Below are 22848 nucleotides of genomic sequence, written 5' to 3'. Positions count from 1 at the left end.
CGCGATCAGGGCAGGCCGGTGATGATGTCGGCGATCGGACGACGACGGCCGGTGTAGAACGGGATCTCCTCCCGGACGTGCCGGCGGGCGCGGGAGCCGCGTAGGTCCCGCATCAGGTCGACGATGCGGTGCAGCTCGTCGGCTTCGAAGGCAAGCAGCCACTCGTAGTCGCCGAGGGCAAACGAGGAGACCGTGTTGGCCCGCACGTCGGCGTAGCCGCGGGCCATCGCGCCATGCTCGGCCAGCAGCTCCCGCCGCTCCGCGTCCGGCAGCAGATACCACTCGTACGAGCGCACGAAGGGGTACACGCAGAGATAGCTCCGGGCCTGCTCGTCGGCGAGGAAGGCCGGGATGTGGCTCTTGTTGAACTCCGCCGGTCGGTGCAGCGCCAGCTGGGACCAGACCGGAGTCATCGAGCGCCCCAACGTGGTGCGCCGAAACCGCAGGTACGCGTCCTGGAGCGCGTCACTCGACGAGGAGTGCCACCAGATCATCAGGTCGGCGTCGGCGCGCAGCCCCGCCACGTCGTACGTGCCCCGGATGGTCACGTCCTCGCCGGCCAGTTCGTCGAAGAAGGACGTCACCTCGGCGGTGACGTTCTCGCGTAGCGACGGCAGAGCGCTGCTCGCCCGGTACACCGACCACATGGTGTACCGGATCGTCGCGTTCAGCTCGTTCAGCCGGGCCGCGTTTGTCTGCTCGGTCATATCCCGGAACCCTTCAGTGCAGTGATGATCTCATCGGCCGCCGCCGCGCCGGACCGGATACAGACCGGAATTCCGACGCCGTCGTAGCCAGCTCCCGCCAGCGCCAGGGTTGGCCGCTGCGCCCGTAGCACCGCCCGCGCCGACGCCACCCGGTCCAGGTGGCCCGGCGCGTACTGCGGCAGCGACCCGCCCCAGCGCTGCACGTGCGTGGCGAGCGGGGTGGGAAGCGCGGCACCACACACCGCCGACAGCTCCCGGTGCACGGTGTCAACGAGGTCGGAGTCGGGGCGCTGGAGCTGTGCCTCGTCCCCGTACCGGCCGACCGAGGCGCGGACCAGGGTCAACCCGTCGGGCCGGCGCAGGTGCCCCCACTTGGTGGTGAAGAAGGTGGACGCCTTCATCAGCAGCCCCTCGCCGGTCGGCACCAGGAAGCCGGAGAGCGCGGGCAGTTCCGTCGCCGGCAACGCGAGGGTGACCAACGCGACGCTGGCGTAGGCCAGCTCACCGACGCTCTCGGCCGCTACCGGGGCGACATCGGCGAGCAGCCGCCCCGCCGGCCGGGCCGGTACGGCCAGCACCACGGCGTCGGCATGGACGTGCTCCGCGTCGCCGTTCGGGCCAACGGTCAGGTGCCAGCCGGAGCCCGCCGGGGTCAGCGCCCGGACCGTCGCGTTCCGCCGGATCGTGGCGCCGCTGGTTGACGCGGCGGCCTCGACCAGGGTGCTGAGGCCACCGACCAACGTGCCGAAGAACGGCGTACCGGGCGCCCGCGGCGCCGCCGCCTGCGCCGCGCGGACCGCGCCGACCAGGGTGTGTTCGACCCGGGCGGTCCGGGTCAGCGCGGGCATGGTGGCGGCCAGGGAGAGGTCGTTGGCACGGCCGGCGTACACACCACCAAGCATCGGCTCCACCAACCGGTCGACGATCTCGTCACCCAGCCGGCCCCGGACCAGTTCGCCGACCGTGACGTCGGCGCCGGGGGCGAGCAGCGGCCGGCCGGTGTCCACATCGGCCTCCGGGGTCGGGCGGGCCACCGCCGCCACCGCCGCGAGGTCCCCGGGTACGCCGATCAGCGTGCCCCGGGGCAGCGGGCGCAGCTCGTTGTCGACCAGGAGCGCGGCCTGCCCGACAGTGGGGTGGACGATGTTGTCGGCCAGCCCGAGCCGGCGGATCAGGGCTACCGCGGCCGATTCCCCACCGGCGGGGTCACGCATCAGGAACGCTTCCGCGCCGAACTCCACCGGAGCACCGGCCAGCTCACCGGTGTGCAGCTTGCCGCCGAGGGACTCGCTTCGCTCGTAGACCGTCAGCTCGGTGCCGGCGGGAGCGTGGTCCCTCAGCTGGACGGCGGCGGCGAGGCCGGCGATCCCACCTCCGACCACCGCGATCCGCCATGGTGTCGCCATGCCACTCAGCTCCTTGCGTTCGGACGAGCGGTCAGCTCATGGATCAGGGCGACCACCCGGGTCAGGACGTCGGGGTCGGTCTCCGGTAGCACCCCGTGGCCGAGATTGAAGATGTGCCCGGGGGCCGCACGCCCCTGCGCCAGCACCCGACGGACCTCGGCCTCAATCACCGGCCACGGGGCAAACAGCAGGCACGGATCCAGGTTTCCCTGCACGGCCCGCTCGGAGCCGACCCGGCGGGTGGCGACATCCAACGGCGTACGCCAGTCAACGCCGACCACGTCGGCACCGGCCTCGCCCATCGCGGCGAGCAGTTCACCAGTGCCCACCCCGAAGTGGATCCGGGGAACACCGGCGTCGGCGAGGCCGGCGAGGACCGCCTGCGAGTGCGGCTGCACGTACCGACGGTAGTCGGCCTCGGAGAGGGCGCCGGCCCAGGAGTCGAAGAGCTGCACGGCGGAGACGCCGGCGTCGATCTGCACCTTCAGGAACGCCAGCGTCACCTCGGCGAGCCGGCTGGCCAGGGCGTGCCACAGGTCCGGGTCGCCGTACATCAGGGCCTTGGTCTTCGTGTGGTTGCGCGACGGGCCCCCCTCGATGAGGTAACTGGCGAGGGTGAACGGGGCGCCAGCAAAGCCGATCAGCGGGGTCGCGCCCAGTTCTCCGACCAACATCCGGACCGCTTCGTCCACGTAGGGAACATCCTCGCGGCTGATCGGCCGGATCCGGTCCACATCCGCCGCGGTGGTGACGGGATCGTTCACCACCGGGCCGGTGCCGGGGACGATGTCCAGCGCCACCCCGGCGGCGGCGACCGGCACCACGATGTCACTGAAGAGGATCGCCGCGTCAACCCCGTGCCGGCGCACCGGCTGGAGGGTGATCTCAGTGATCAGTTCGGGCCGTCGACAAGACTCCAGCATCGCCACGCTCGCCCGAATCTTCCGGTACTCCGGAAGTGAGCGGCCCGCCTGCCGCATGAACCAGACCGGAGTGTGTGGGCCGGGCTTGCGCCGGCATGCCCGGACGAAGGGAGAGTCGGCCGGATCCCCGGGGCGAGGCCCCTCGTCTCGGGCACCAGTGCCCGTGGTTTCGGTGCTCATCGTGGCCCATCGTGCCACGCCGTAAACCCTGCCCCGCCGTCACCTTCACATCGTGTGATCCGCGCCCACAAAACGGCATTCCGGGCTGGACGCGGTCGCCGGCTGCTCCGGTTCCCGGCGTGCCGCCGAATCGGCTGGCCCGGGGACGCTTACGCTTCGGTGATGACCCCCTCGACCGCGCTCCCGGAGACGTTCGCCCGCGCGGTTGACGGACTACGATCGGCCGCCACCCGGACAGAGATCCAGTTGGAGGAGGTCGGCGCACCCCAACGGCTGGCCCCTTTCGCCTTCGCCCTCGCCGCGACCGTCCTACGCGACGACGACGAGGTGGCGAACGGACGTCTGATCCTCCTACACGACCCCGCCGGACACGAGGCGTGGCAGGGCACGCTACGACTGGTCACGTACGTCACCGCCGAGCTTGAGGTGGATCTGGCCGCTGATCCGCTCCTGCCGGAGGTGGGCTGGACCTGGCTGACCGACGCCCTCAGGGTGCGGCACGCCCGGCACCGGGCGATCGGGGGGACGGTCACGCAGACCATGTCGACCCGGTTCGGTGATCTGGCTGGGCCACCCGCGGCCGGCGATGTCGAGATCCGGGCGTCCTGGACACCAGTCGACGACGAGCTCGTGCCGCATCTGCACGCCTGGTGCACCCTACTCGCCTCGACCGCCGGTCTCCCCCCACCCGGGGTGACGGCGCTCTCCGAGCGCCGTACCGCCGGCACGACGCCGAACGCCGTACCGCCGGCACGGCCCTGAACGCCGTACCGCCGGCACGGCCCCGAACGCCGAGGCTCTTCGGTCAGAGATACTCGTCGGCCTCTTCGCACACCTCTTCCAGGCCCTCGTTGGCCTCCTCAAGAGCCTTTTCATCGCCGTACGCCGCTGCGGCGAGCGCGGTGCTGAGCTGGTCCAGGCAGGTGGCGATAACGTCTTTCTGCCGGGCCTGCTCGTCCCGGTCGTTCTGGGTACCGGTGAGATCCTGTTGGGTACTCACCAGCGTCTCCTGGGCCTGCCGCAGGTCGGCCTTGACCTGCTCCAGTTCCTTGGCGTTCGCCGCGATGGTCGTTTCCTGCTCGCTGATCCGCTTCTCCGCCTGGTTCAGGTCGCTGGTGGTGGTCAGGAACAGACCGGCCATCACCCCGCCAGCGAGGAACAGCAGTCCCGCCACCACGGCCAGAATCACCGTCGCCCGAGCCGGCTTGGTGCTGCCAGAACCGGCGCCAAACGGCGGACCCGACATCGGCGGACCCGACATCGGCGGCTCGCCCGGGGGGTTGAAGGTCGGGAACGCCGAGGTGACGCCCAGGGGCGCCGCCGGCGGGTTGCCGGCTGGGACGGCGGCAGGGTTGTAGCCGGTCGGCGCCCCGCTGGGTTCGTTCTGTGGTGGCGGCAGGGCAGCACCGCCCTGCGCCGCCGGGACGGGCACAGCGGCACCGCCGACCGGCTGGCCGGGGACAGCGGGCTGCGGCGCACCGCCGACCGGCTGCCCAGGCACAGCAGGCTGCGGCGCACCGCCGACCGGCTGCCCAGGCACAGCAGGCTGCGGCGCACCGCCGACCGGCTGCCCAGGCACAGCAGGCTGCGGCGCGTCGTCGGCCGGCTCGATCGGGGGGTGGGACATGACTCTTCCTCCTGTGGAGCAGTACGGGCAGCTCACCCGTTGGCTAAGCAAGTCGAACTGGTGCTTGACGATACGTTGGAGCGGGTCAGCAGATCTCGAAACCGTCGCAGGCGGTGGCGATCGGCACGGCGAGGCCGATCCCCTCGGCGTCCCGCGCCTTGGCGGTAGCGATCCCGACCACCTGCCGCTCGCCGTTGATGACGGGGCCACCCGAGTTTCCCGGGTTGATCGGCGCGTCGAACTGAATCGCTGACGGGTCGCTCCCCTTGGACTCGCGGAACGCGCTGACCACGCCGGTGGTGACGCTGTCCTCCAGACCGAGGGGGGCACCCACAACAACGATCTGCTGCCCGGACTTGACCGCGGCCGGGGCGGCGACCAGCCCGGTGAAAGTGCTGGTCGTCTGGAGGTGGGCGAGATCGTTGTCCTCGTCAACCTCGACGATGGTGGCCGGGAAGCGCTGGTCGGTGCGCTCCAGGAAGACCCGCCGGTCCCCTTCCTCCCAGACCTCCTCGACCACGTGGAAGTTGGTGAAGAGATTGGTGCCGCCACTGGCGGCCGGCTCACCGACGGCGAACGCGCTGCCGGTGTGCTGGCCGGCGCGGACCCGAAACACGCTGGGCAACACGGCGGCGGCGATCGCCTCCGGGTCAAACGCAGCACCGATCTCCACCTCCAGATCCGTCGCCCGCGCCTCCAGCCCGTCGAGCCGGGTCTGGCTCTCCTGCTGCTCGGCGCCCAACCGCCGGTCGGTGTCGGCGAGCCGGTCGGTGAGCTGGTGGATCTGGTACGCCTGGACACCGGTCACGACAAGCAGCGCCGCGACGACTAGCAGCACGGCCACCCGCCCGAACCGGCCAGGCCGCCGGGACGCCGAAGCGGGAGCCGGCTGGACGGGAGCCGGCTGGGCACCGGGCCAGAGCCCGGTTGGACCGCCAGGAGGGGGCATGAACGGCGGTGCAACGCCCGGCCCGAGAACCGACGGTTGGGTGGGGCCGGACGCGGTCGGGCCGCCGTACGCCGGGGCTCCCGGAGGAGCCGCGGCAGCCGGAGCCCCGGGTGCCGCGCTGGACCGGCCAGGTTGGAGCGGCGGGGACCAGGTGGTTCCCGGAGTGGGACCGGGTGTTGGGCCGGGTGTTGGGCCGGGCCCGCCTCGGACGGCGTCCGGCGGGTCGATGCCGGAGCCTCCTCGCACCTCGGACAGTCCGTCACCCACAGCCATGATCGCCGTGCCCTCCCCGTACCGATGCCGTTGCGCCTCGGTGGCAACTGGCGGCCCTTGACCGCTCCCTGCTCGACCGCTACGAATGTTGTGGTCAAAACACCGTATCCGGCACGAACATGCTTTGTCTTCTCGGTTTGCTCAACCGATACGGCCGACTCCCGACACGCACCGGACTAGCTGTCCCCGCCCGATCGGGTAGCGCAATAGGGTTGTCGGGTGACCGACGAACCACCCCTACCCCGTCGGGCTGCCGCAAACCGTACGGGCGACACGCCGCACCCGCCGTTGATCCGGCCGGGGAACACGGACGTTGACCCGACCGCTGGTGGCCCAGCTACCGCCCCGCGCGACGCCGAGACCGGCCCCACCCCGCTGACGGCGCCCGGCGAGGGCACCCCCCAGCCGGTGACCACCCCGGTGGAACTGGCCGAGGTCGTGGCCCGCTTCTCCCAGGGCACCGGTCCGGTGGCGCTGGACGCCGAACGCGCCTCTGGCTACCGGTACAGCCAACGGGCGTACCTGGTGCAGCTGCGCCGCGCCGGCGCCGGTACCGCCCTGATCGACCCGCTGCCCCTGCCGGAGCTGACCAGCCTGGACGAGGCCATCGGCGAGGCGGAGTGGGTGCTCCACGCGGCCAGTCAGGATCTGTACTGCCTAGCCGAGTTGGGTCTGCGCCCACGGCGGCTCTTCGACACCGAGTTGGCCGCCCGACTCGCCGGCTTCGAGCGGGTCGGCCTCGCCGCGTTGACCGAAAACCTGCTCGGCTTCAGCCTGGAGAAGCACCATTCGGCGGCGGACTGGTCGAGCCGGCCGCTGCCGGAATCCTGGCTGACCTACGCCGCCCTGGACGTGGAGCTACTGGTCGAGTTACGGGACGCGCTCGATGCCGAACTGACCCGGCAGGGCAAGGCCGAATGGGCGGCCGAGGAGTTCGCCGCGCTGGTCCGCAACGGTGCCCGCCCACCCCGGGTCCGCGCCGAGCCCTGGCGCCGCACCTCGGGCATCCACCGGGTACGCGGGGCGCGGGCGCAGGCCCGGGTGCGGTCCCTGTGGTACGCCCGGGACCAGATCGCGGCGCGCCGCGACGCCGCGCCGGGACGGGTGTTGCCGGACTCGGCGATCGTCGCCGCCGCCGAACTGGATCCGCGGGACGAGAAGACGCTGCTGACTCTGCCGGGTTTCGGCGGTCGCTCGGTACGCCGGCTGACCCGTACCTGGTTGGCCGCACTGGACGAGGCTCGAGCGTTGCCAGCGGAGGCGCTGCCGGTCGCGCCGACCGTCGAGGGTCCGCCGCCGCCGCATCGGTGGGCCGAGCGGGATCCGGTCGCCGCGGCCCGGTTGGCGCGGTGCCGGGAGGTGGTCGTCGGGACCGCCGGCGCGCACACCCTGCCACCGGAGAACCTGATCGCCCCGGACTCGATCCGCCGCCTCGCCTGGGTCCCGCCCGAGGAGATCACCGACGGCACGGTGGCGGAGACCCTGCGCGGCCTGGGTGCACGTGAGTGGCAGATCGCGCTGCTTCAGCCAGACCTGACACGGGCCCTGGCGGGCCCACCGCCAACGGGAACCTGAGCCCCAGTGTGGGGTGGGCCACATATAGGGTGGTATTCCAGTTGGTTACTGACGAGTAGCATCCGAGAAAACGCCAGTCCGGCTATCCGGCTAGGAGGCTCAAGTGCCCCGTGAAGTTCGGGATGTCGTCTTCGTTGACGGCGTCCGCACCCCGTTCGGCAAAGCGGGGGGCATGTACGCCAACACCCGCGCCGACGACCTGGTGATCCGCTGCATCCGCGAGCTGCTGCGCCGTAATCCGCAGCTGCCACCGGAGCGGGTCGAGGAGGTCGCCGTCGCCGCCACGACCCAGATCGGCGACCAGGGCCTGACCATCGGCCGGACCGCCGCGCTCCTGGCCGGCCTCCCCAAGACCGTGCCCGGCTTCGCCATCGACCGGATGTGCGCGGGCGCGATGACCGCAGTGACCACGGTCGCCGGCGGCATCGCCATGGGCGCGTACGATGTGGCCATCGCCGGTGGGGTCGAGCACATGGGCCGCCACCCGATGGGCGAGGGAGTCGACCCCAACCCGCGGATCGTCGCGGAGCGACTGGTTGACCAGTCCGCCCTGGTCATGGGTGCCACCGCGGAAAACCTGCACGACCGGGTACCGCACATCACCAAGGAGCGCACCGACGCGTTCGCGCTCGCCTCCCAGCAGAAGACCGCCAAGGCGTACGCCAACGGCAAGCTCCAGGACGACCTGGTGCCGGTGGCGGTCCGGGACCCGGAGACCGGCTGGGGTCTGGCCAGCGTGGACGAGGCGCCGCGAGACACCTCGATGGAGAAGCTCGCCACCCTCAAGACCCCGTTCCGCCCGCACGGCAAGGTTACCGCCGGTAACGCGGCGGGGCTGAACGACGGCGCCACGGCGAGCCTGCTCGTCGCCGAGGAAACCGCCCGCGAACTGGGTCTGCCGGTCGCGATGCGGCTGGTGTCCTACGGCTTCGTCGGCGTCGAGCCCGAGGTGATGGGCGTTGGCCCGATCCCGTCGACCGAGAAGGCGCTGCGCATCGCCGGCCTGACCATCGACGACATCGGCCTGTTCGAGCTGAACGAGGCGTTCGCGGTCCAGGTGCTCGCCTTCCTCGACCACTTCGGCATCGCCGACGACGACCCGCGGGTCAACCCGTGGGGCGGTGCGATCGCCATCGGTCACCCGCTCGCCTCGTCCGGCGTCCGGCTGATGACCCAGCTCGCCCGGCACTTCGCCGAACACCCGGAGGTCCGCTACGGCCTCACTGCCATGTGCATCGGCATCGGCATGGGCGGCACCGTGATCTGGGAGAACCCGCACTGGGAGGGTGGAGCCAAGTGAGCGCGAGGAACGAGTCGGGCCCGTGCGTCCCGCAGTCACGAACGGAGGGGGCACAGTGAGCCTCGCGGCACCGAACGAGGTCGTCACCAAGGCACTGCTGCGCCTGGTGAACGTACCGGGACTGGACCGCCCCGCCGCCCTGATCACCCTGGACAACGGCTTCGACCACACCAAGCCGAACACTCTTGGGCCGGGTGGCCTGACCAGCCTGGACGAGGCGATCACGGCGGCCCACGCGGCGCAGCCGGCGTTCGTCGCGGTGACCGGTAAGCCCTACATCTTCTGCGTCGGAGCGGATCTCACCGGTCTGCCGTTGCTCACCGACCGCGCGCAGGCGCTGGAGATCGGACAGCTCGGCCACCGGGTCTTCGCCCGGCTCAAGGACAGCGCCGTTCCGACCTTCGCCTTCGTCAACGGCGCGGCCATGGGCGGCGGCCTGGAGTTGGCCCTGCACTGCCACTACCGGACGCTGTCGGCGGGTGCAGCGGCCCTCGCCCTACCGGAGGTCTCGCTCGGTATCGTCCCGGGCTGGGGCGGCACCCAGCTGCTGCCGAACCTGGTCGGCATCCCGGCGGCGACCCAGGTGATCATCCAGAACCCGCTGATGCAGAACAAGATGCTCAAGCCGAAGCAGGCGGCGGAGATGGGCCTCGCGGATGTCCTGCTGGAGCCGGCGGACTTCCTGGAGCGGTCCCTGGAGTGGGCGGCAGGCGTGGTCCGCGGCGAGCTCACCGTGACCCGGCCCGAGGTCGACCGGGAGATGTGGGACGGCGTCCTCTTCTTCGCCAAGCAGACCCTGGATGCCCGCCTACACGGCGCCGTCCCGTCCGCCAACAGGGCCCTCGACCTGCTCGGCCTGGCCAAGGAGACGGACTTCGCCGCCGGCACCGCCGCCGAGGACGAGGCCCTGGCCGACCTGATCTTCTCGTCGGAGCTGCGCAGCGGGCTCTACGCGTTCGACCTGGTGCAGCGGCGGGCCAAGCGTCCAGCCGGGGCGCCGGACCGGGACCTGGCCCGGCCGGTGACCAAGGTCGGCATCGTCGGCGCCGGCCTGATGGCCAGCCAGCTCGCGCTACTGTTCGCCCGCCGCCTTCAGGTCCCGGTCGTTCTGACCGATCTGGACCAGGCCCGGGTCGACAAGGGCGTGGCCTACGTGCACGAGCAGATCGAGAAGTCGGTCAGCAAGGGCCGGATGGACAAGGGCACCGCCGCCAAGCTGTACGGCCTGGTGAGCGGGTCGGTCGACAAGTCCGTCTTCACCGATGCGGACTTCGTCATCGAGGCCGTCTTCGAGGACCTCAACGTCAAGAAGCAGGTCTGGGCCGAGTTGGAGAAGATCGTCAAGCCCGAGGCGATGCTGGCCACCAACACGTCGTCGCTGTCGGTGACGGCGATGGCCGAAGGGCTCGAGCACCCGGAGCGGGTGGTCGGCTTCCACTTCTTCAACCCGGTCGCCGTCCTCCCGCTGCTGGAGATCGTCCGCGGTGAGCGGACCGACGACGCCACGTTGGCCACCGCGTTCGCGGTCGGTAAGCAGCTGAAAAAGTCGAGCGTGCTGGTGAAGGACGCGCCCGCGTTCGTGGTCAACCGGCTGCTGACCCGTTTCCTGGGCACGGTGTTCGCCGCGGTGGACGCCGGTACCCCGCTGGAGGTGGCGAACAACGCGCTCGATCCGCTGGGCCTACCGATGCGCCCACTGGCGCTGCTCCAGCTGGTCGGGCCGGCGGTCGCGCACCATGTCAGCGGCATCCTGCACGCGGCGTTCCCGGACCGGTTCGGCGTCAGCGAGAACCTCAAGCGGATCGCCGAGGCCGGCAAGCCGATCGTCGTCGACGACGAGATCAACACCGAGGTGGCCAACCTGCTGGTGGTCGGCGACCAGCCGCTCACCGCCGAGCAGGTCCGGCAGAACGCGCTCGACGCGCTGGCGCAGGAGATCCGGCTGATGCTCGACGAGGGCGTGGTCGCCGAGGCGCAGGACATCGACCTGTGCCTGATCCTGGGCGCCGGTTGGCCGTTCCACCTGGGCGGCGTCACGCCGTACCTGGATCGCACCGGCACCGCCGAACGGGTCGCGGGCAAGCGATTCCTGCCGGTCGGCGTCGCCAGCCTCCCGGCCTGATCTGACGCCTCCCGCCATAGTCGCGGTGGCTGCCCGTCGGGCGGCCACCGCGATTCACTTTGCCCGGCAGGGGTCGGTGCCGTGGGCCCGGTCCCCGACCGGCTAGCATCAGCCGCCAGCACCCTCGCGTGGAGGCGATGTCATGTCCTCACCGATCGATCCCTGGTCCGGCCCGCCGGAACATGGTGCGCAGCCCAGCCACCCGCCGCCGTTCTCCCCGCCGCGGGCAGCCCGGCACGCGCGCCCGGAGCGCCCCGAACCCCGACCCGACGGCTGGCGGCCGCCCCCACCCGGCTCCCCACCGCCCCCGATCAATACCGCACCGGCTCCGCCCTCCACACCGGCATCTCCCTCCTGGCCGGCCACCATGGACGAGCAGCCAACCCAGGTGCACAGCGCCATCCCGCCGATCCCCCCGGCCGAACCCGGGGTGGCCAGCCATGCCCGGCCGACCGAGGAGACAGGGGCCGCCGCCGCTGCGTCCGATTCGGAGACACCAGCGTCCCGGCGGCCGTCGCGGCGCACCGTGCTGCTCTCGCTCGGCCTAGCCGGCCTGCTCGTCCTCGGACTGGGCGGCCTCGCCTACCTCACCCGCTCCGGCGGTGACGACCCGGCGGCGCCCCCGGCCGCCGCCGGGTCCTCGACTGGATCGCCGCAAGCCGTCGACAGCGCTGAACCGAGCCCGTCAGCCGAGCCCAGCCCCGAGCCCAGCCCCGAGCCACAGATCCGCCTCGTCGCACCGAAGTCACTCGACGGTCGGGCCAGGAGCACCGACTCGGAGCTCAAGGCACTCGCCGACGACCTGGTGAAGGAGCTGGAGGCAAAGGTGAGCAGCGGGAACAGCACGGTTGGCGCCTTCTACGGCAGCTTCGAGGATGAGGACATCATCATGGTCGCCGGCGCCTCGGGGATCGTCCTCAACCCGGAGCAGGAGCTGGACGCCACCGTCAAGGCGCTCGCGTCCGACCTGAACGTCCGCGAGATGTCCACGATCTCCGCCGGCCCGCTCGGCGGCGTCGCGAAGTGTGGGGACGGTAGCGCCTCGGACATCAAGCTCGGAGTCTGCGCCTGGGCCGACAAGGGCAGCGTCGGCATGATCGTGATGTTCTCCGAGTCGGCCGGCACGGCCCGCTCCAATTTCGCGGACATCCGAGCGGAGATCGAGAAAAGCGCCTGACCGCCGGTCACCGGCCGAGAAACCCACCAGCCTGTCTCGCCCAGAGGGCGGCGTAGCGGCCGTTGTGGCGCAGCAGTTCGGCGTGGGTACCGTCCTCGACGATCCGCCCCTGGTCGAGTACGACGATCCGGTCCATGCGGGCGATCGTGGACAGTCGGTGCGCGACGGCGATCACCGTACAACCGGCCATGACCTTGTCCATGGTGTCCTGGATCGCCGCCTCGACCTCGGAGTCGAGGGCGCTGGTCGCCTCGTCCAGGATGAGGATCGGCGCGTCCTTGTGGATGGCACGAGCGAGGGCGATGCGCTGACGCTGGCCACCGGAGAGCTTGACGCCCCGCTCCCCGACATGAGCGTGGTAGCCGGTACGACCACCCTGGTCGGACAGGACGGTGATGAAGTCGTGTGCGACCGCCTGTCGCGCCGCCGCGACGATGCTCTCCTCCCCGGCTGCGGCCAGACCGATGTTGTCCCGGACCTTCTCGCCCGCGGCGATCTCGAGGCTGAGCCCATCCAGCCCACCGCTGCCCGTGCCGTAGTGGTGACTGACGTTGGTGATCCTGATGGCCCCGCCCCGCACCGCCAGCGCTCCCGCGTTCGGCCGGTCGGTGACCACTGGTGGCTGGGCGATCGTGCGCAGCGCGCGTCGCAGGGTACCGAGACACCCGAAAAGCGCCGAGACACCGTCGAGCAGCCACTCTGCCATCGCGGTGATCCGAAAGGTCAGTGCCAGCGTGGCGGCGACCATACCGATGGGGGCGGCACCGGCCTGCCACAGCAGAATGCCGTAACCGATCAGCCCCACCATCAGGATCCCACTGAGGCACACCATCCCGACGTTCATGGTGACTTCGAGCCGCTCGATCCGCAGCCGGGCGCGGCGCTCGGCGGCGAAGACGGCCCGGTCCGCTGCGGCTGGTACGTCGAGCAACGCGAGCGTGTCGACGTTGGCGTATGAGTCGACCAGCAGGCCGGTGACCGCCGAGTCGGCGTCCTGATGGTGTTCTGACGCGGCACGGTAACGCGGCACGACGTAAGTCATCAGCCCGGCGTAGAGCAGAATCCACACCGCCAGCGGCAGCACCAGGCGTGGGTCGACGGAGCCCAGCAACCAGACCGACCCAACGATATAGGTGAAGACGAAGGCGAGCGTGTGCACGACGGTGTACGTCGCCATGGCCGCCGCGGCCGAACCCTCCCGCACCCGGGTGGCGATGCGACCGGAGAGGTCTTCGCGGAACCAGCCGACCGGCTGCCGGGACACCCGCCGATGCGCTCGCCAGAGCGCGCGGGTGCGTGCGTTGGGCCGAAACGCGATGTCATCCAGGCCCTCGTTGAACAGAGCGAGGAGGGGCCGGACGAAGAGAATCAGCGCCCCGACCACGAACAGCTCCATGCCGTGGGTCTGCCACAGCGCCGCCGAGTCGGCCCCGGCGAGCGTGTCCACCAGGCGGCCAGCGTAGGCGATGAGCCAGAGCTCGACGCCGGCGCTGACAACGGTGGCGAGCAGGCCGGCGGCGAGGATGAACCGCAGCGGCCGGAACTCGGAGATCAGATAGGGCAGGACCCGCTGTGGTGCGTCAGCGGGCTCATCGACACCGAAGGGGTCCGCGGCGTTCTCGAAGAAGCGAAACACGAATACTCCAGGCAGGGAGGGAAGGAGGAAGCCAAAGACCGCCTGGTGTCCTCATCGGTTTCTCCTCCGGTAGCCGCCTGACATCGATGCGAGTCGCAGCCCAGCGAACGCCAACCGGCGCACCGCAACCGGATTTTCCGTCGATCCGGCGGTCCAGGGCGGGAGAATTGGCGGCTGGAGCGGTGGAGAGCGGCGACTAGCATCGGGCCGATGCTCACCCTGACTCGCGACGATGGCTACCTGCTCAGCACCGCACCCGAGCGGCTCGACCTGGACCGGGTCCACCACTGGCTCGCCACCGACGCGTACTGGGCTCGCGGGCGGGACCGGGCGACCGTGGAGCGCGCCTTCGCGGGCTCGATCGGCTTCGGCGTCTACCGCCCCGAGGGCGGGTGCCAGGTCGCGGTGGCCCGGGTGGTCACCGACGGAGCCACCTTCGGCTGGCTCTGCGATGTCTACGTCGAGCCGGCCGAACGCGGACGTGGGCTGGGCACCTGGCTCACCGGCGCGGTCCGCGACCATCTCGCGGAGCTCGGCGTACGCCGCATCCTGCTGGCCACCGCGGACGCGCACGGCGTGTACGCCAAGCTCGGCTTCGCTCCGCTCCCGCGACCGGACCGGTGGATGCTGCTCGACAACCGGTGAAGGCGAATGCTCCACATCAGCCTCGTTGGACCGTAACCCGGGTGGATCATAGGCTCTCGATCGCTAGTGACGCGTGTCCGCGGAAGGGGCCCACACTGTGACCGGCGCTCAGATATGTGTCCTGATGGTGGCACATGCCCGCCCTGGCAGAGAGCCCACGATCGCCGGTACCTGGATTGAGCGACCACTCGCCGGCGTCCCAGCCGATCGGAGCTGAGCGATGGGCTTGGCGACGACTCAGGCGGAGACCATTCTCGATCCACGGCTGGCGATCCGTGCGGCACGCCTGTTCGACGGTCACCTGCTACACGAAGGCCCGGTGCTGGTGTTGGTGGCTGGTGGGCAGATCACCGATGTGGATGCTACCGGCGCCTCACCCCCCCGACGGGGTGCCGGTGATCGATCTCGGGGATTGCACGCTCATGCCCGGTCTGGTGGACGCGCACACCCATCTGGCGTTCGATCCGCACGGGCCCACCGAGCACCAGATGGTTCACGACGACGACGCCACGGTCCTGGGCCGGATGCGCGAACACGCGGCTCGCGCGCTGCGCGCCGGCGTCACCACAGTCCGGGATATGGGCGACAGGGGCTACCTCGGGCTGCGGTTACGGGCCGAGTACGCCGAGGACACCAGCGGACCACAGGTGCTCGCCGCCGCGCCACCGATCACACGCAGCGGCGGGCATTGCTGGTATCTCGGCGGCGAGGCAGACGACACGGACCAACTGGTCACGGCGGTTCAGGCCCGAGCAGACCACGGCACCGACCTCCTGAAGATCATGGCGACGGGTGGGATGAGTACCAGCGGCTCGAACGCCGCAGCGGCGCAGTACACCCTCGACGAACTACGCGCGGTCACGCGGACCGCCCACGACCGGGACCTGCCGGTCAGCGCCCATGCCCACGCGACCAGGGGGATCACCGACGCCGTCGCGGTCGGGGTCGACAGCATCGAGCACTGCACGTTCATGACCGCCGACGGGGTGAAGCTCGATCCGGCGACGGTCGACGCGATCGCCGCCGCCGGAATCTTCGTCGGATGCACGGTCGTGCGACCCAGAGACGGGATGCCCGAGGAAGTGCTCCGGACCATCGCGCCCTACTGGGAAAATCAGGCGTACCTGCGTCGCCGTGGCGTTCGCGTCGTCTGCTGCACCGACGCGGGCATCAGCCCGCACAAGCCCCACGACATCCTTCCGAGCGACGTCGCATACTTCGCCAGCCAGGTCGGCACCAACGCCGAGGCGTTGGCTTCAGTGACGTCGTTGGCCGCACAGGCGTGCCGCCTCGGCCACCGGAAGGGACGGGTAGCGGTTGGCTATGATGCCGATCTGCTGGCCGTAACTGGAAACCCACTCATAGACATTAATGTCATGACCCAGGCTCGCGCGGTCTTCCGCGCCGGAAAGCGCGTACGCTGAGTGATGACTCCAGCCAGGTGCCGGCCCCTCCACTACGGCATGGCGGCATTCGGGCTGGGCGACGGCGTCCGTCTAGTACTCCCGCCCCGGCAACCGCAGTGCGGAGACCGCGGCGTCGAGGGTGGCGGCTCGGGCGAGCGGCTGGACGTGCTCCCCCTCGGCCAGCCAGAGCCGGCAGCCCGTCCGGTCGAACGACACCACCACCAGCTGCCCGGCGTAGTGCTGACCGACCCGGCGCAGCGGCCCGGTCGGATCCGCCACCGGGAGCGACGGTGCCGACCACGGTGCGGGCACCGGCCGGTCCGGCTCCCGGGGCACGGTGGCGAGCAGGTGGCTGTCGAGGTCCTCGACGCACCGGGCCACGGCGAGTTCGACGCTGGCGCGGAACGGGCACTCCGCCTCGACCGGCGCGTCCCGGGCAGCAAGGCGGATGTCCCACCGTTCCCCCTGGACCCTGGTCGGGTCGCCCGCGTCCAGCCGGTGGTCACAGTAGGTCACCAGGACGGCGAGGTCGAGGGCGTGGGCGAGCCGCAGCAGGTCGGTCAGGGACGGCGCGTCGGGCGCGGCGGCCAGCACGAACAGCCGGGCCCCGGGCAGCCCGGCGCCGATCCGCTCGACGTGTTGGCGGGCCGGCTCGACGGCGGGGTCGAAGACCGTCACCGTGCCGTCGAGCAGATCCTGGTCGACCGGCTGCTCCTCGTCGAGGCGGGTGAGGTCAACCGGGCGTACCGCGAAGGTGGGGGCGTGGCGGGCCAGCCGCCAGTGCGGGGGTAGCTGGTACACGGGCGTGCCGTTGGGTTGGTACCCGACCACCGGGGCCGACTCCCCCAGGACCGGGCACCACGTTTCGTGCCGCACCCGACGCAGGTCGGTCACGGTCACCGTCAGCGCCGCCGGGATCCGACCGCCGTCGCGGCAGGTGAAGCAGGCCAGACCCGACGGCGCGAAGCCGGCCCCGGAGCAGCGCGAACACCGCGGGTCGGGGCCGGGCGCGCCGAGCCGACAGTGGCAGCGGCGCAGCCGGGTGCCGGGGCGGCAATCCGGACAGGGTCGGTGCTCGACCGGCTCGCCCCACCAGACCGGGTCGGGCGGTTCCACGGCTCTGCGCAGCAGCTGCCGCACCCGCCGAACGATCTGGCCGGTGGCGCATTCGCGCAGCTCCTCGACGCTGCCGGCGGACCGCAACGGGGTGTGCCACCAGCGCCCGTCGCGCCACACCGCCTGGGCACCGGGCGCGTCGTCGGCCAGGTCCGCACGGACGGCCCGGCCGAGCCGGTCAAGGTCCACCCTCGCCGGTACGCCGGCGGTTCGCACCGGGCGCACCGTGTGGGCGGGCGCGTCGCGACCCCGCTCGTCGAGCCCGCGCATCGCCTCCCGGAACGTCGTCGCGGCGACCGCCGAGGGCAGATCCCAGGCGTGGGCGGGTCGGTCGAGCGGCACCGGCCCGCCGGGCAGCTCGTAGCGGATCGCCCAGGCCATCGCGCCATGCTGGCGTCGCGCCTCCACCACCAGGTCAAGGTGGAGCAGGTCGGCCAGCTCGCAGAGCCGGGCCAGTTCGCGGCCGGGCTCGCGGGGCGGCGGCGCTTCGCTGCCACGCCCGACATAGACCCGCCACGGTTCGTACTCCTGCCCGGCGAGGGCCTCGGCCTCCAGGACCAGGCGTTCCCGCGCCGGCAGGTCGGCCCGCCAGCGCCGGGGCAGCCAGTACACCTCGTCGTCCAGGGCACGTCCCCAGCGTGGGCACAACCCGCGCACGCCGACGGTGCCGGCCAGCCCGGCGACGACGTCCCGAGCCCGGATGATGTTGTCGGGGTCGGCCGGCGGGTCGAGGCGGCCGGGCAGCAGCCGCCGCGACGCCGCCGCCCCGGTGTCCAGGTTGACCACGGTGACCACGAGCTGCGCCCGCCGCCGTCCCGCACGCCCGCACCGCCAGCAGGGCGCGGCCACACCGCCGTCACCACCGCAGACCCGACAGTCGGCGTACGCCTGGTCGGCGTACCCGTCCCCGTTCACGACGAGTTGGTCCCCGCCCTGGACACAGACGCAGCGCCGTACGCGGAAGCCCAGCCCGTCGCACTCGTCGCAGTCGATCATTTCGAGCATCGTTCGGTCCTTTCGCGCCCACCGCACCGGCCGGGCTCAGCGGCCAGGTCGCGGGGCAGCACGGGCCCGCTTCCCGCGTTCACAGCCGCCGACCGCCGAGCCGGCGGGAGCAGGCGCCGTCGTGGCCATCGGGCAGCAGACAGCGCCGGCCGCCGGGCAACGGCAGGTCGCAGAAGACCCGATGCCGTACGTCCTGCTCGTCCTCGGCCGACACGGTGGTCTCCCCCGGGTCGGCGGGCGGCAGCACCAGCGCCCAACGGGCCAGCACCCGGGCCAGCCGCTGCGCGGCGGGCAGGTCACGGGCCACCACCGGCAGGTGGACGACGTAGCGGCCGGTCACCGCCGGGACTCCTGGTCCAGGACCGCCCGCCGGGCCTGGGCCTGCTCGGACTGCCAGCGGCGCAGCGCGTCCTTGACCCGGTCGGTCTCCCGCCGGCTGCGCGCCAGCGCGTCGTAGACGGCGGCCAGGTCACCGGCGACCCGGTCGAGGAACTCCCCCACCTCGTGCGGGTCCAGCCCGCGCCGCCCCAGCGGCGTTGATCGGAACCGCCGTCCCCGCACCTGCCAGGGCCACAGCGGATCGTAGGCCGCCGAGCGGTAGCAGGTCGGCCAGAGAACCGACCGCCGACGACGCCTGGAACGCCGGAAGAAGACGCGCATGACAGCACCTGCCCCTCACCGTCGAGATTGAGCTGTGGAAGGGGTAGGCCCATCGGCCCACCCCGCACCGACGGACCCACCCCGGCACCTGCCACCGCAGCCCCGATCGGCAGTACGGCAGCAGGGCCAGCCGAGCAGCCTCAGATGCGAGCGTCACTTGCAAATCAGTCGATCCAAGGCCTCACTCATCGTGCAGCGAACCGCACCCTTTCCGCAACTCCCGATTAGAAACCGAGTCGTTGCGATGTTCGTCCGGTTCCGACATACTGACGTCCATGACTGCGAGCCCGACTGTCCGTCGTCGACGTTTGGCCGCTGCACTGCGCCGCCTTCGCGAGCAGACGGGCATGACCGCCGACCAGGCCGCCAAAGAGGTTGGCATCTCGAAGTCCGCGCTCAGCCGGATCGAGAACGCCCAGGTCTCGGTGATGCCGCCGGTCGCCCGTGGCCTCCTTGAGCTGTACGGCGTCGAGGGCGAGGAGATTGACGCGCTCGTCCAGATCGCGCGGGACGCCCGCAAGCGCGGCTGGTGGCAGGCGTACGACGATGTGCTGCCGGACTGGTTCGGGGTCTACGTCGGGCTGGAAGCCGAAGCGTCGGAGGTCCGCGCCTTCGAGCCGCAGCTGATTCCCGGGCTACTCCAGACCGCCGACTACGCCCGCGCCGTCATCCGTGCGGAACACCCGGACTCCTCCAACGAGGAGGTGGACCGTCGGGTGGAGTTGCGGATGCGCCGCCAGGAGTCCAACAATTCGCCGAAGCTCTGGGTGGTGCTGGACGAGGCGACGCTACGGCGACCTGTCGGTGGCGTCGACACCTTCCGCGCCCAGCTACGGAGACTGATCGAGGAGTCAGACCGACCCGGCAACACCGTGCAAATCTTGACCTTCGGTGCCGGCGAATACGGTTCGATGGGCAGCGCGTTCAGCGTGCTGAGCTTCCCGGAGTTAGCGGACTCGGGGGTCGTCTACGTCGAAACGCGAGCGGGTAGCCTCTATCTCGAAGGCCATCAGGTCAGGGAGTATAGCCGGGTCTTCGAGCACCTGGTCGCCACGGCAGCCAGCGCTCGTGAGTCCCGCGACCTGATCCAGGAGGCGATCGACGAGCGGTGAAGGATGGCGCGCGGTGGACGAGATGGACATGACCTGCGTGACCTGGCGGAAGAGCACTCGCAGCAACGGCTCTGGCAACTGCGTCGAGGTTGCAACCGAACTGGCGGGGGAGGTCGGGCTCCGGGACAGCAAGGACCCGAGCGGCCCGATCCTGACCTTCTCCCCGACAGCCTGGGCCACCTTCGTCCGGGCCACACAGACCGAAGGATCGCACCACTGAGGCGGTAGCGCCACCTCCACAAGGTTGCGCGCCCCCTCCCGGACGGGCAGCCTTGCTCTTACCGTCCACGCCGCTGAACGCGGGGCTGCACAAGCTTGGCACATGGCGGATAGTGTTCGTCTCGCCACAGAGACGCGCCTATCCGTCTCGCGCGTCCTCACGATCAAGCGGGAAGGACGCCATGGCCAACATCGAGCAAGTTAAGGCCGCGCACGCCCAGGCAGCCGGGCAGAGCAACGCCACCAAGAACCAGATCCGGGCGGCCATCGACGGCGCCGAGCAGGTGCTCGTCCGGCAAGGACCCGGCCGGCCCGATCCTGACCTTCGCAGCCACGGCTTGGCAAACATTCATCAAGGTGGTGAAGGCTGAAGATCCCAGACCATAGCTCGGTCGTCGCGGGGGCAGCGACATCGACATCTATCGGATAGTGTTCGTCTCACCACGAAGACGCGAACATGCTTCCCGTGCGCCCCTCGCAGTCAACCGAGAAGGACGGCATGGCCGACATCGAGCAAGTAAGAGTCGCGCTCGCAGAGGCAGCCGAGCAGAGCAATGCCACCGCCTACCAGATCCGGGCGGCCGTCGAAAGCACCGAGCAGGTGCTCGTCCGGCTGCGAATGGCGGCCACGGGCACCGGAGGCCCCATCAGCGTCCTGAGCTGCCCGTGAGCGTCGGCGCCGTCAAGGCGACCCTTCGAGAAGGCAACACGTCACTTGAGCAAGCCAGTGCGACGGTCGAGAGTATCGGAGCCGCCTTGGCCGAGGTCGAGACGCTGGTGCTTCACACGCTGCACGGCAGCCAGCAGAGCGATGCCAAAGCGGCCCGCAGCAACATCGCCGACGCCACTCGTGAGGTCAGGTTGCTCCTGCGCACCATCACGGCCGCCCAGCAGCACGCAACTGCCCGCCTCAAATCCCTGGGATGAGCGGTCCGCTCGCCCAGGTCGTGGCGCAGCTCACCTCTACCATCCAGCGGCTGGACAGCCTCGTCGTCGCGGCGATGCGAGCACAGGCGGACATCGAGAAGGGGCACCAGCACTACACCACCGCCGGTCAGGGCAGTGCCAGCCCCGGCATGAAGGCAGCGGTGGACACGAGCCGCACTGCGTCCGAGAAGGCGAACCGCCTCGGCCGGCTCAACAGCCTCGCGGCTCAGCATCTGGCGCGCTATGTGAACATCGTCGAACCCGGCTCCGTCCCCAGCCGCGAGGCGATGGGCTCCGCAACGCCCCCTGGCGAGGATCTGCTCGCCGACAGCCAGCGGCGGGACGTTGCTCGCGCGAACGTGGGCAACTTCCTCAAGCGGCAGGTACGCAAGGCCGACGAGTTGCAGGAGCAGACGACCAACGCTACCCAGGCAGTCCAGCAGTCGATCAAGATTCTCCGGAACCCGAACGGTCCGCGCGGCGCTCAGTCCACCGGAACAGGTACCCCGACTACACCAGCCGCGTCGCCACGGCCGAAGATTGATACCGCAGAGGCCGCCGGAAACCTCGTCGTGGTCGGCCTGCTGGCCGGTGTTGCAGCACATCGGATCGCAGCGGTGATCCGTAGTCGGGTAACAAGCTTGAGGAGACGACGTGACCAAACTGGGCGATCTGATTCGGGCGTTGGCCGACGCTGACTGGGACCACGTCGACGCTCTGGTGGATGAGCTTGACCGCGCCAATTGGGAGGACGGTCTCCAGGTTGTCGGAGCCGCCTTCGCTGTAGCGGTCAACCGCCGCTTCGGGCCCGGCACCACACCCGCCGACGTGGCACGTTACGTCTCATCGGCACGAGCCAACTACCACGACGGCAGCGCCCTACCCGCGCTGGAGATGGAAGGGCTGATCCGCGCTGCTATCGGTGAGCCCGAACTGGCCGACAACATCCCCCCAGCCGTCGCGCTCGGCGTTGAGGTGTTCATCCTCGGACAGCTTCTGCAGGACGCTCACCTGATGCCGGAGCAGCTCGACGAGTTCATCGCCGAGGCCGAACGAACTGCCGCCGAGTACCGGTAGCGCAGGCCGTGACGACTAGTCCTGAGTAACCCCCATATCGAAGGCCACCAGGCAAGGAGCACAGCCGAGTCTTCGAGCACCAGGTGGGTGGGGCCGACCGCGACGTCACCGGCCGCTGCCGCAGCACGACGGTCCGGCCCGGCACGCAGGGACGCGCCGGGCCGGACCGTCACTTACCGCCTACGTCGAGGAGTCCACCGGCCACGGGCACACCCCCGCAACGCTCGCCCGTAGGCCCCGAGGGGCACGAGACATGCGGCACGTTTCTGTTCAGTCGCGCTGAGGGCGTTCGGCGGCACTGCGCAGGACGCAGAACTCGTTACCCTCCGGGTCGGCGAGCACGAACCAGCCTGAGCCGTCCGGGTGGGTGTGGTCAGCGACGTGCGTCGCTCCGATCTCGATCAGGCGGGCAACCTCCTGGGCCCGGGTCCGATCGGTTGGCTCCAGGTCGAGGTGCAGGCGGTTCTTGACCACCTTGTCCTCGGGAACGGCCAGAAACAGCAGTACCGGACCACCCTCGGGCCGCAGGATGACCTCCGAGTCACCGGGTTGGGCCTCCCGAAGGCACCCGAAGACCTGGGCCCAGAAGCCCGCCAGAGCGTACGGGTCGGGGCAGTCGACGCAGATGTTGTGAAAACGTGCGGTCACGGTCTCTCCTCAGATCAATGGGAGGCGCCCCGCACTGAAGGTCAGCGATGCGGGCGGCGGGGCGCGGAACAGTTACTGGTGAACATCGACGCACCCCCTTCCGCCCTTGGGCTGACCCCAAGATCCTTACATCATTGTTGGTTGGAGGCAACCCACCC

The 22848-nt window shown here is 70.6% G+C and carries 24 protein-coding genes; 14 read left to right on the top strand and 10 right to left on the bottom strand.

Annotated elements, in window-relative coordinates; genetic code table 11:
* Positions 1-5: 5 nt before the first annotated feature.
* The 3 genes from hemQ to hemE are packed head-to-tail and all read right to left on the bottom strand — an operon-like array spanning position 6 to position 3216.
* Positions 6-707 carry a hydrogen peroxide-dependent heme synthase gene (hemQ, locus tag STROP_RS07715; protein ID WP_011905432.1) on the bottom strand — a complete coding sequence of 234 codons (702 nt, stop codon included), beginning with the start codon at positions 705-707 and terminating at the stop codon, positions 6-8.
* On the bottom strand, positions 704-2113 hold the full coding sequence (gene hemG, locus STROP_RS07710; RefSeq protein ID WP_011905431.1) for a protoporphyrinogen oxidase: 1410 nt from the start codon (positions 2111-2113) through the stop codon (positions 704-706). The genes hemQ and hemG overlap by 4 nt, the downstream gene beginning before the upstream one ends.
* Before the next feature lie 5 nt (positions 2114-2118).
* The gene (gene hemE / locus STROP_RS07705; RefSeq protein ID WP_028564296.1) at positions 2119-3216 is read right to left on the bottom strand and encodes a uroporphyrinogen decarboxylase; all 1098 of its coding nucleotides are present in this window, start codon (positions 3214-3216) and stop codon (positions 2119-2121) included.
* Between the two features lie 162 nt (positions 3217-3378).
* On the opposite strand from hemE, the gene STROP_RS07700 reads away from it, so the two are divergent.
* Positions 3379-3978 (top strand): DUF3000 domain-containing protein, encoded by a 600-nt coding sequence (locus tag STROP_RS07700; RefSeq protein WP_011905429.1) that lies wholly within the window; start codon positions 3379-3381, stop codon positions 3976-3978.
* Between the two features lie 43 nt (positions 3979-4021).
* Here the strand turns inward: STROP_RS07700 and STROP_RS07695 are convergent, their stop codons facing one another.
* Both STROP_RS07695 and STROP_RS07690 read right to left on the bottom strand, forming a co-directional pair.
* Complete coding sequence (locus STROP_RS07695) at positions 4022-4843, bottom strand: hypothetical protein (protein WP_011905428.1); 822 nt, start codon at positions 4841-4843, stop codon at positions 4022-4024.
* Between the two features lie 85 nt (positions 4844-4928).
* Positions 4929-6065 carry a S1C family serine protease gene (locus STROP_RS07690; protein ID WP_011905427.1) on the bottom strand — a complete coding sequence of 379 codons (1137 nt, stop codon included), beginning with the start codon at positions 6063-6065 and terminating at the stop codon, positions 4929-4931.
* A 219-nt stretch (positions 6066-6284) separates the two neighbouring features.
* Between STROP_RS07690 and STROP_RS07685 the strand changes: the two genes are divergently transcribed.
* The 4 genes from STROP_RS07685 (at position 6285) to STROP_RS07670 (ending at position 12239) form a co-directional block, all read left to right on the top strand.
* A complete protein-coding gene (locus tag STROP_RS07685) occupies positions 6285-7640 on the top strand; it encodes an HRDC domain-containing protein (RefSeq protein WP_011905426.1) in 1356 nt (451 codons plus the stop codon).
* Positions 7641-7743: 103 nt separating this feature from the next.
* Positions 7744-8940, top strand: coding sequence for a thiolase family protein (locus STROP_RS07680; protein ID WP_011905425.1), 1197 nt, complete (start codon positions 7744-7746; stop codon positions 8938-8940).
* Positions 8941-8995: 55 nt separating this feature from the next.
* On the top strand, positions 8996-11062 hold the full coding sequence (locus STROP_RS07675) for a 3-hydroxyacyl-CoA dehydrogenase NAD-binding domain-containing protein (protein ID WP_011905424.1): 2067 nt from the start codon (positions 8996-8998) through the stop codon (positions 11060-11062).
* 367 nt (positions 11063-11429) lie between these two features.
* The gene (locus tag STROP_RS07670) at positions 11430-12239 is read left to right on the top strand and encodes a hypothetical protein (RefSeq protein ID WP_028564300.1); all 810 of its coding nucleotides are present in this window, start codon (positions 11430-11432) and stop codon (positions 12237-12239) included.
* Positions 12240-12246: 7 nt separating this feature from the next.
* Here the strand turns inward: STROP_RS07670 and STROP_RS07665 are convergent, their stop codons facing one another.
* Positions 12247-13875: an ABC transporter ATP-binding protein gene (locus STROP_RS07665; protein WP_011905422.1), complete on the bottom strand. Its 1629-nt coding sequence runs from the start codon at positions 13873-13875 to the stop codon at positions 12247-12249.
* A gap of 210 nt (positions 13876-14085) precedes the next feature.
* Between STROP_RS07665 and STROP_RS07660 the strand changes: the two genes are divergently transcribed.
* Both STROP_RS07660 and STROP_RS07655 read left to right on the top strand, forming a co-directional pair.
* Positions 14086-14520, top strand: a complete 435-nt coding sequence (locus tag STROP_RS07660) for a GNAT family N-acetyltransferase (protein WP_011905421.1) — start codon at positions 14086-14088, stop codon at positions 14518-14520.
* A gap of 422 nt (positions 14521-14942) precedes the next feature.
* Complete coding sequence (locus tag STROP_RS07655) at positions 14943-15944, top strand: amidohydrolase family protein (protein WP_238380287.1); 1002 nt, start codon at positions 14943-14945, stop codon at positions 15942-15944.
* Positions 15945-16016: 72 nt separating this feature from the next.
* On the opposite strand, the gene STROP_RS07650 is transcribed toward STROP_RS07655, so the two are convergent.
* From STROP_RS07650 to STROP_RS07640, 3 genes are all read right to left on the bottom strand, one after another.
* Positions 16017-18047 (bottom strand): hypothetical protein, encoded by a 2031-nt coding sequence (locus STROP_RS07650; RefSeq protein ID WP_011905419.1) that lies wholly within the window; start codon positions 18045-18047, stop codon positions 16017-16019.
* A 79-nt stretch (positions 18048-18126) separates the two neighbouring features.
* Complete coding sequence (locus tag STROP_RS07645) at positions 18127-18387, bottom strand: hypothetical protein (RefSeq protein ID WP_011905418.1); 261 nt, start codon at positions 18385-18387, stop codon at positions 18127-18129.
* Positions 18384-18707 carry a DivIVA domain-containing protein gene (locus tag STROP_RS07640; RefSeq protein WP_011905417.1) on the bottom strand — a complete coding sequence of 108 codons (324 nt, stop codon included), beginning with the start codon at positions 18705-18707 and terminating at the stop codon, positions 18384-18386. Before STROP_RS07640 ends, STROP_RS07645 begins: the two co-directional genes overlap by 4 nt.
* A 275-nt stretch (positions 18708-18982) precedes the next feature.
* Between STROP_RS07640 and STROP_RS07635 the strand changes: the two genes are divergently transcribed.
* The 7 genes from STROP_RS07635 (at position 18983) to STROP_RS07605 (ending at position 22042) form a co-directional block, all read left to right on the top strand.
* Entirely contained in the window at positions 18983-19819 is an 837-nt protein-coding gene (locus STROP_RS07635) for a helix-turn-helix domain-containing protein (protein WP_011905416.1), read from the top strand.
* Positions 19820-19832: 13 nt separating this feature from the next.
* The gene (locus tag STROP_RS07630; protein ID WP_011905415.1) at positions 19833-20039 is read left to right on the top strand and encodes a DUF397 domain-containing protein; all 207 of its coding nucleotides are present in this window, start codon (positions 19833-19835) and stop codon (positions 20037-20039) included.
* Positions 20040-20220: 181 nt separating this feature from the next.
* Complete coding sequence (locus STROP_RS24705; protein WP_018830449.1) at positions 20221-20409, top strand: hypothetical protein; 189 nt, start codon at positions 20221-20223, stop codon at positions 20407-20409.
* Positions 20410-20537: 128 nt separating this feature from the next.
* Positions 20538-20708: a hypothetical protein gene (locus STROP_RS07620; RefSeq protein WP_187151590.1), complete on the top strand. Its 171-nt coding sequence runs from the start codon at positions 20538-20540 to the stop codon at positions 20706-20708.
* The gene (locus STROP_RS07615; RefSeq protein WP_018830448.1) at positions 20705-20965 is read left to right on the top strand and encodes a hypothetical protein; all 261 of its coding nucleotides are present in this window, start codon (positions 20705-20707) and stop codon (positions 20963-20965) included. The genes STROP_RS07620 and STROP_RS07615 overlap by 4 nt, the downstream gene beginning before the upstream one ends.
* Positions 20962-21663 (top strand): hypothetical protein, encoded by a 702-nt coding sequence (locus STROP_RS07610; protein ID WP_011905412.1) that lies wholly within the window; start codon positions 20962-20964, stop codon positions 21661-21663. The genes STROP_RS07615 and STROP_RS07610 overlap by 4 nt, the downstream gene beginning before the upstream one ends.
* The gene (locus STROP_RS07605; protein WP_011905411.1) at positions 21620-22042 is read left to right on the top strand and encodes a hypothetical protein; all 423 of its coding nucleotides are present in this window, start codon (positions 21620-21622) and stop codon (positions 22040-22042) included. The genes STROP_RS07610 and STROP_RS07605 overlap by 44 nt, the downstream gene beginning before the upstream one ends.
* Before the next feature lie 270 nt (positions 22043-22312).
* On the opposite strand, the gene STROP_RS07600 is transcribed toward STROP_RS07605, so the two are convergent.
* Positions 22313-22690: a VOC family protein gene (locus STROP_RS07600; protein WP_011905410.1), complete on the bottom strand. Its 378-nt coding sequence runs from the start codon at positions 22688-22690 to the stop codon at positions 22313-22315.
* Positions 22691-22848 lie beyond the last annotated feature (158 nt).

Source organism: Salinispora tropica CNB-440 (assembly GCF_000016425.1).
Classification (GTDB): Bacteria; Actinomycetota; Actinomycetes; order Mycobacteriales; family Micromonosporaceae; genus Micromonospora; species Micromonospora tropica.
The sequence above is the reverse complement of the archived record's forward strand: the minus strand, read 5'-3'. Positions and strand labels throughout refer to the sequence as shown.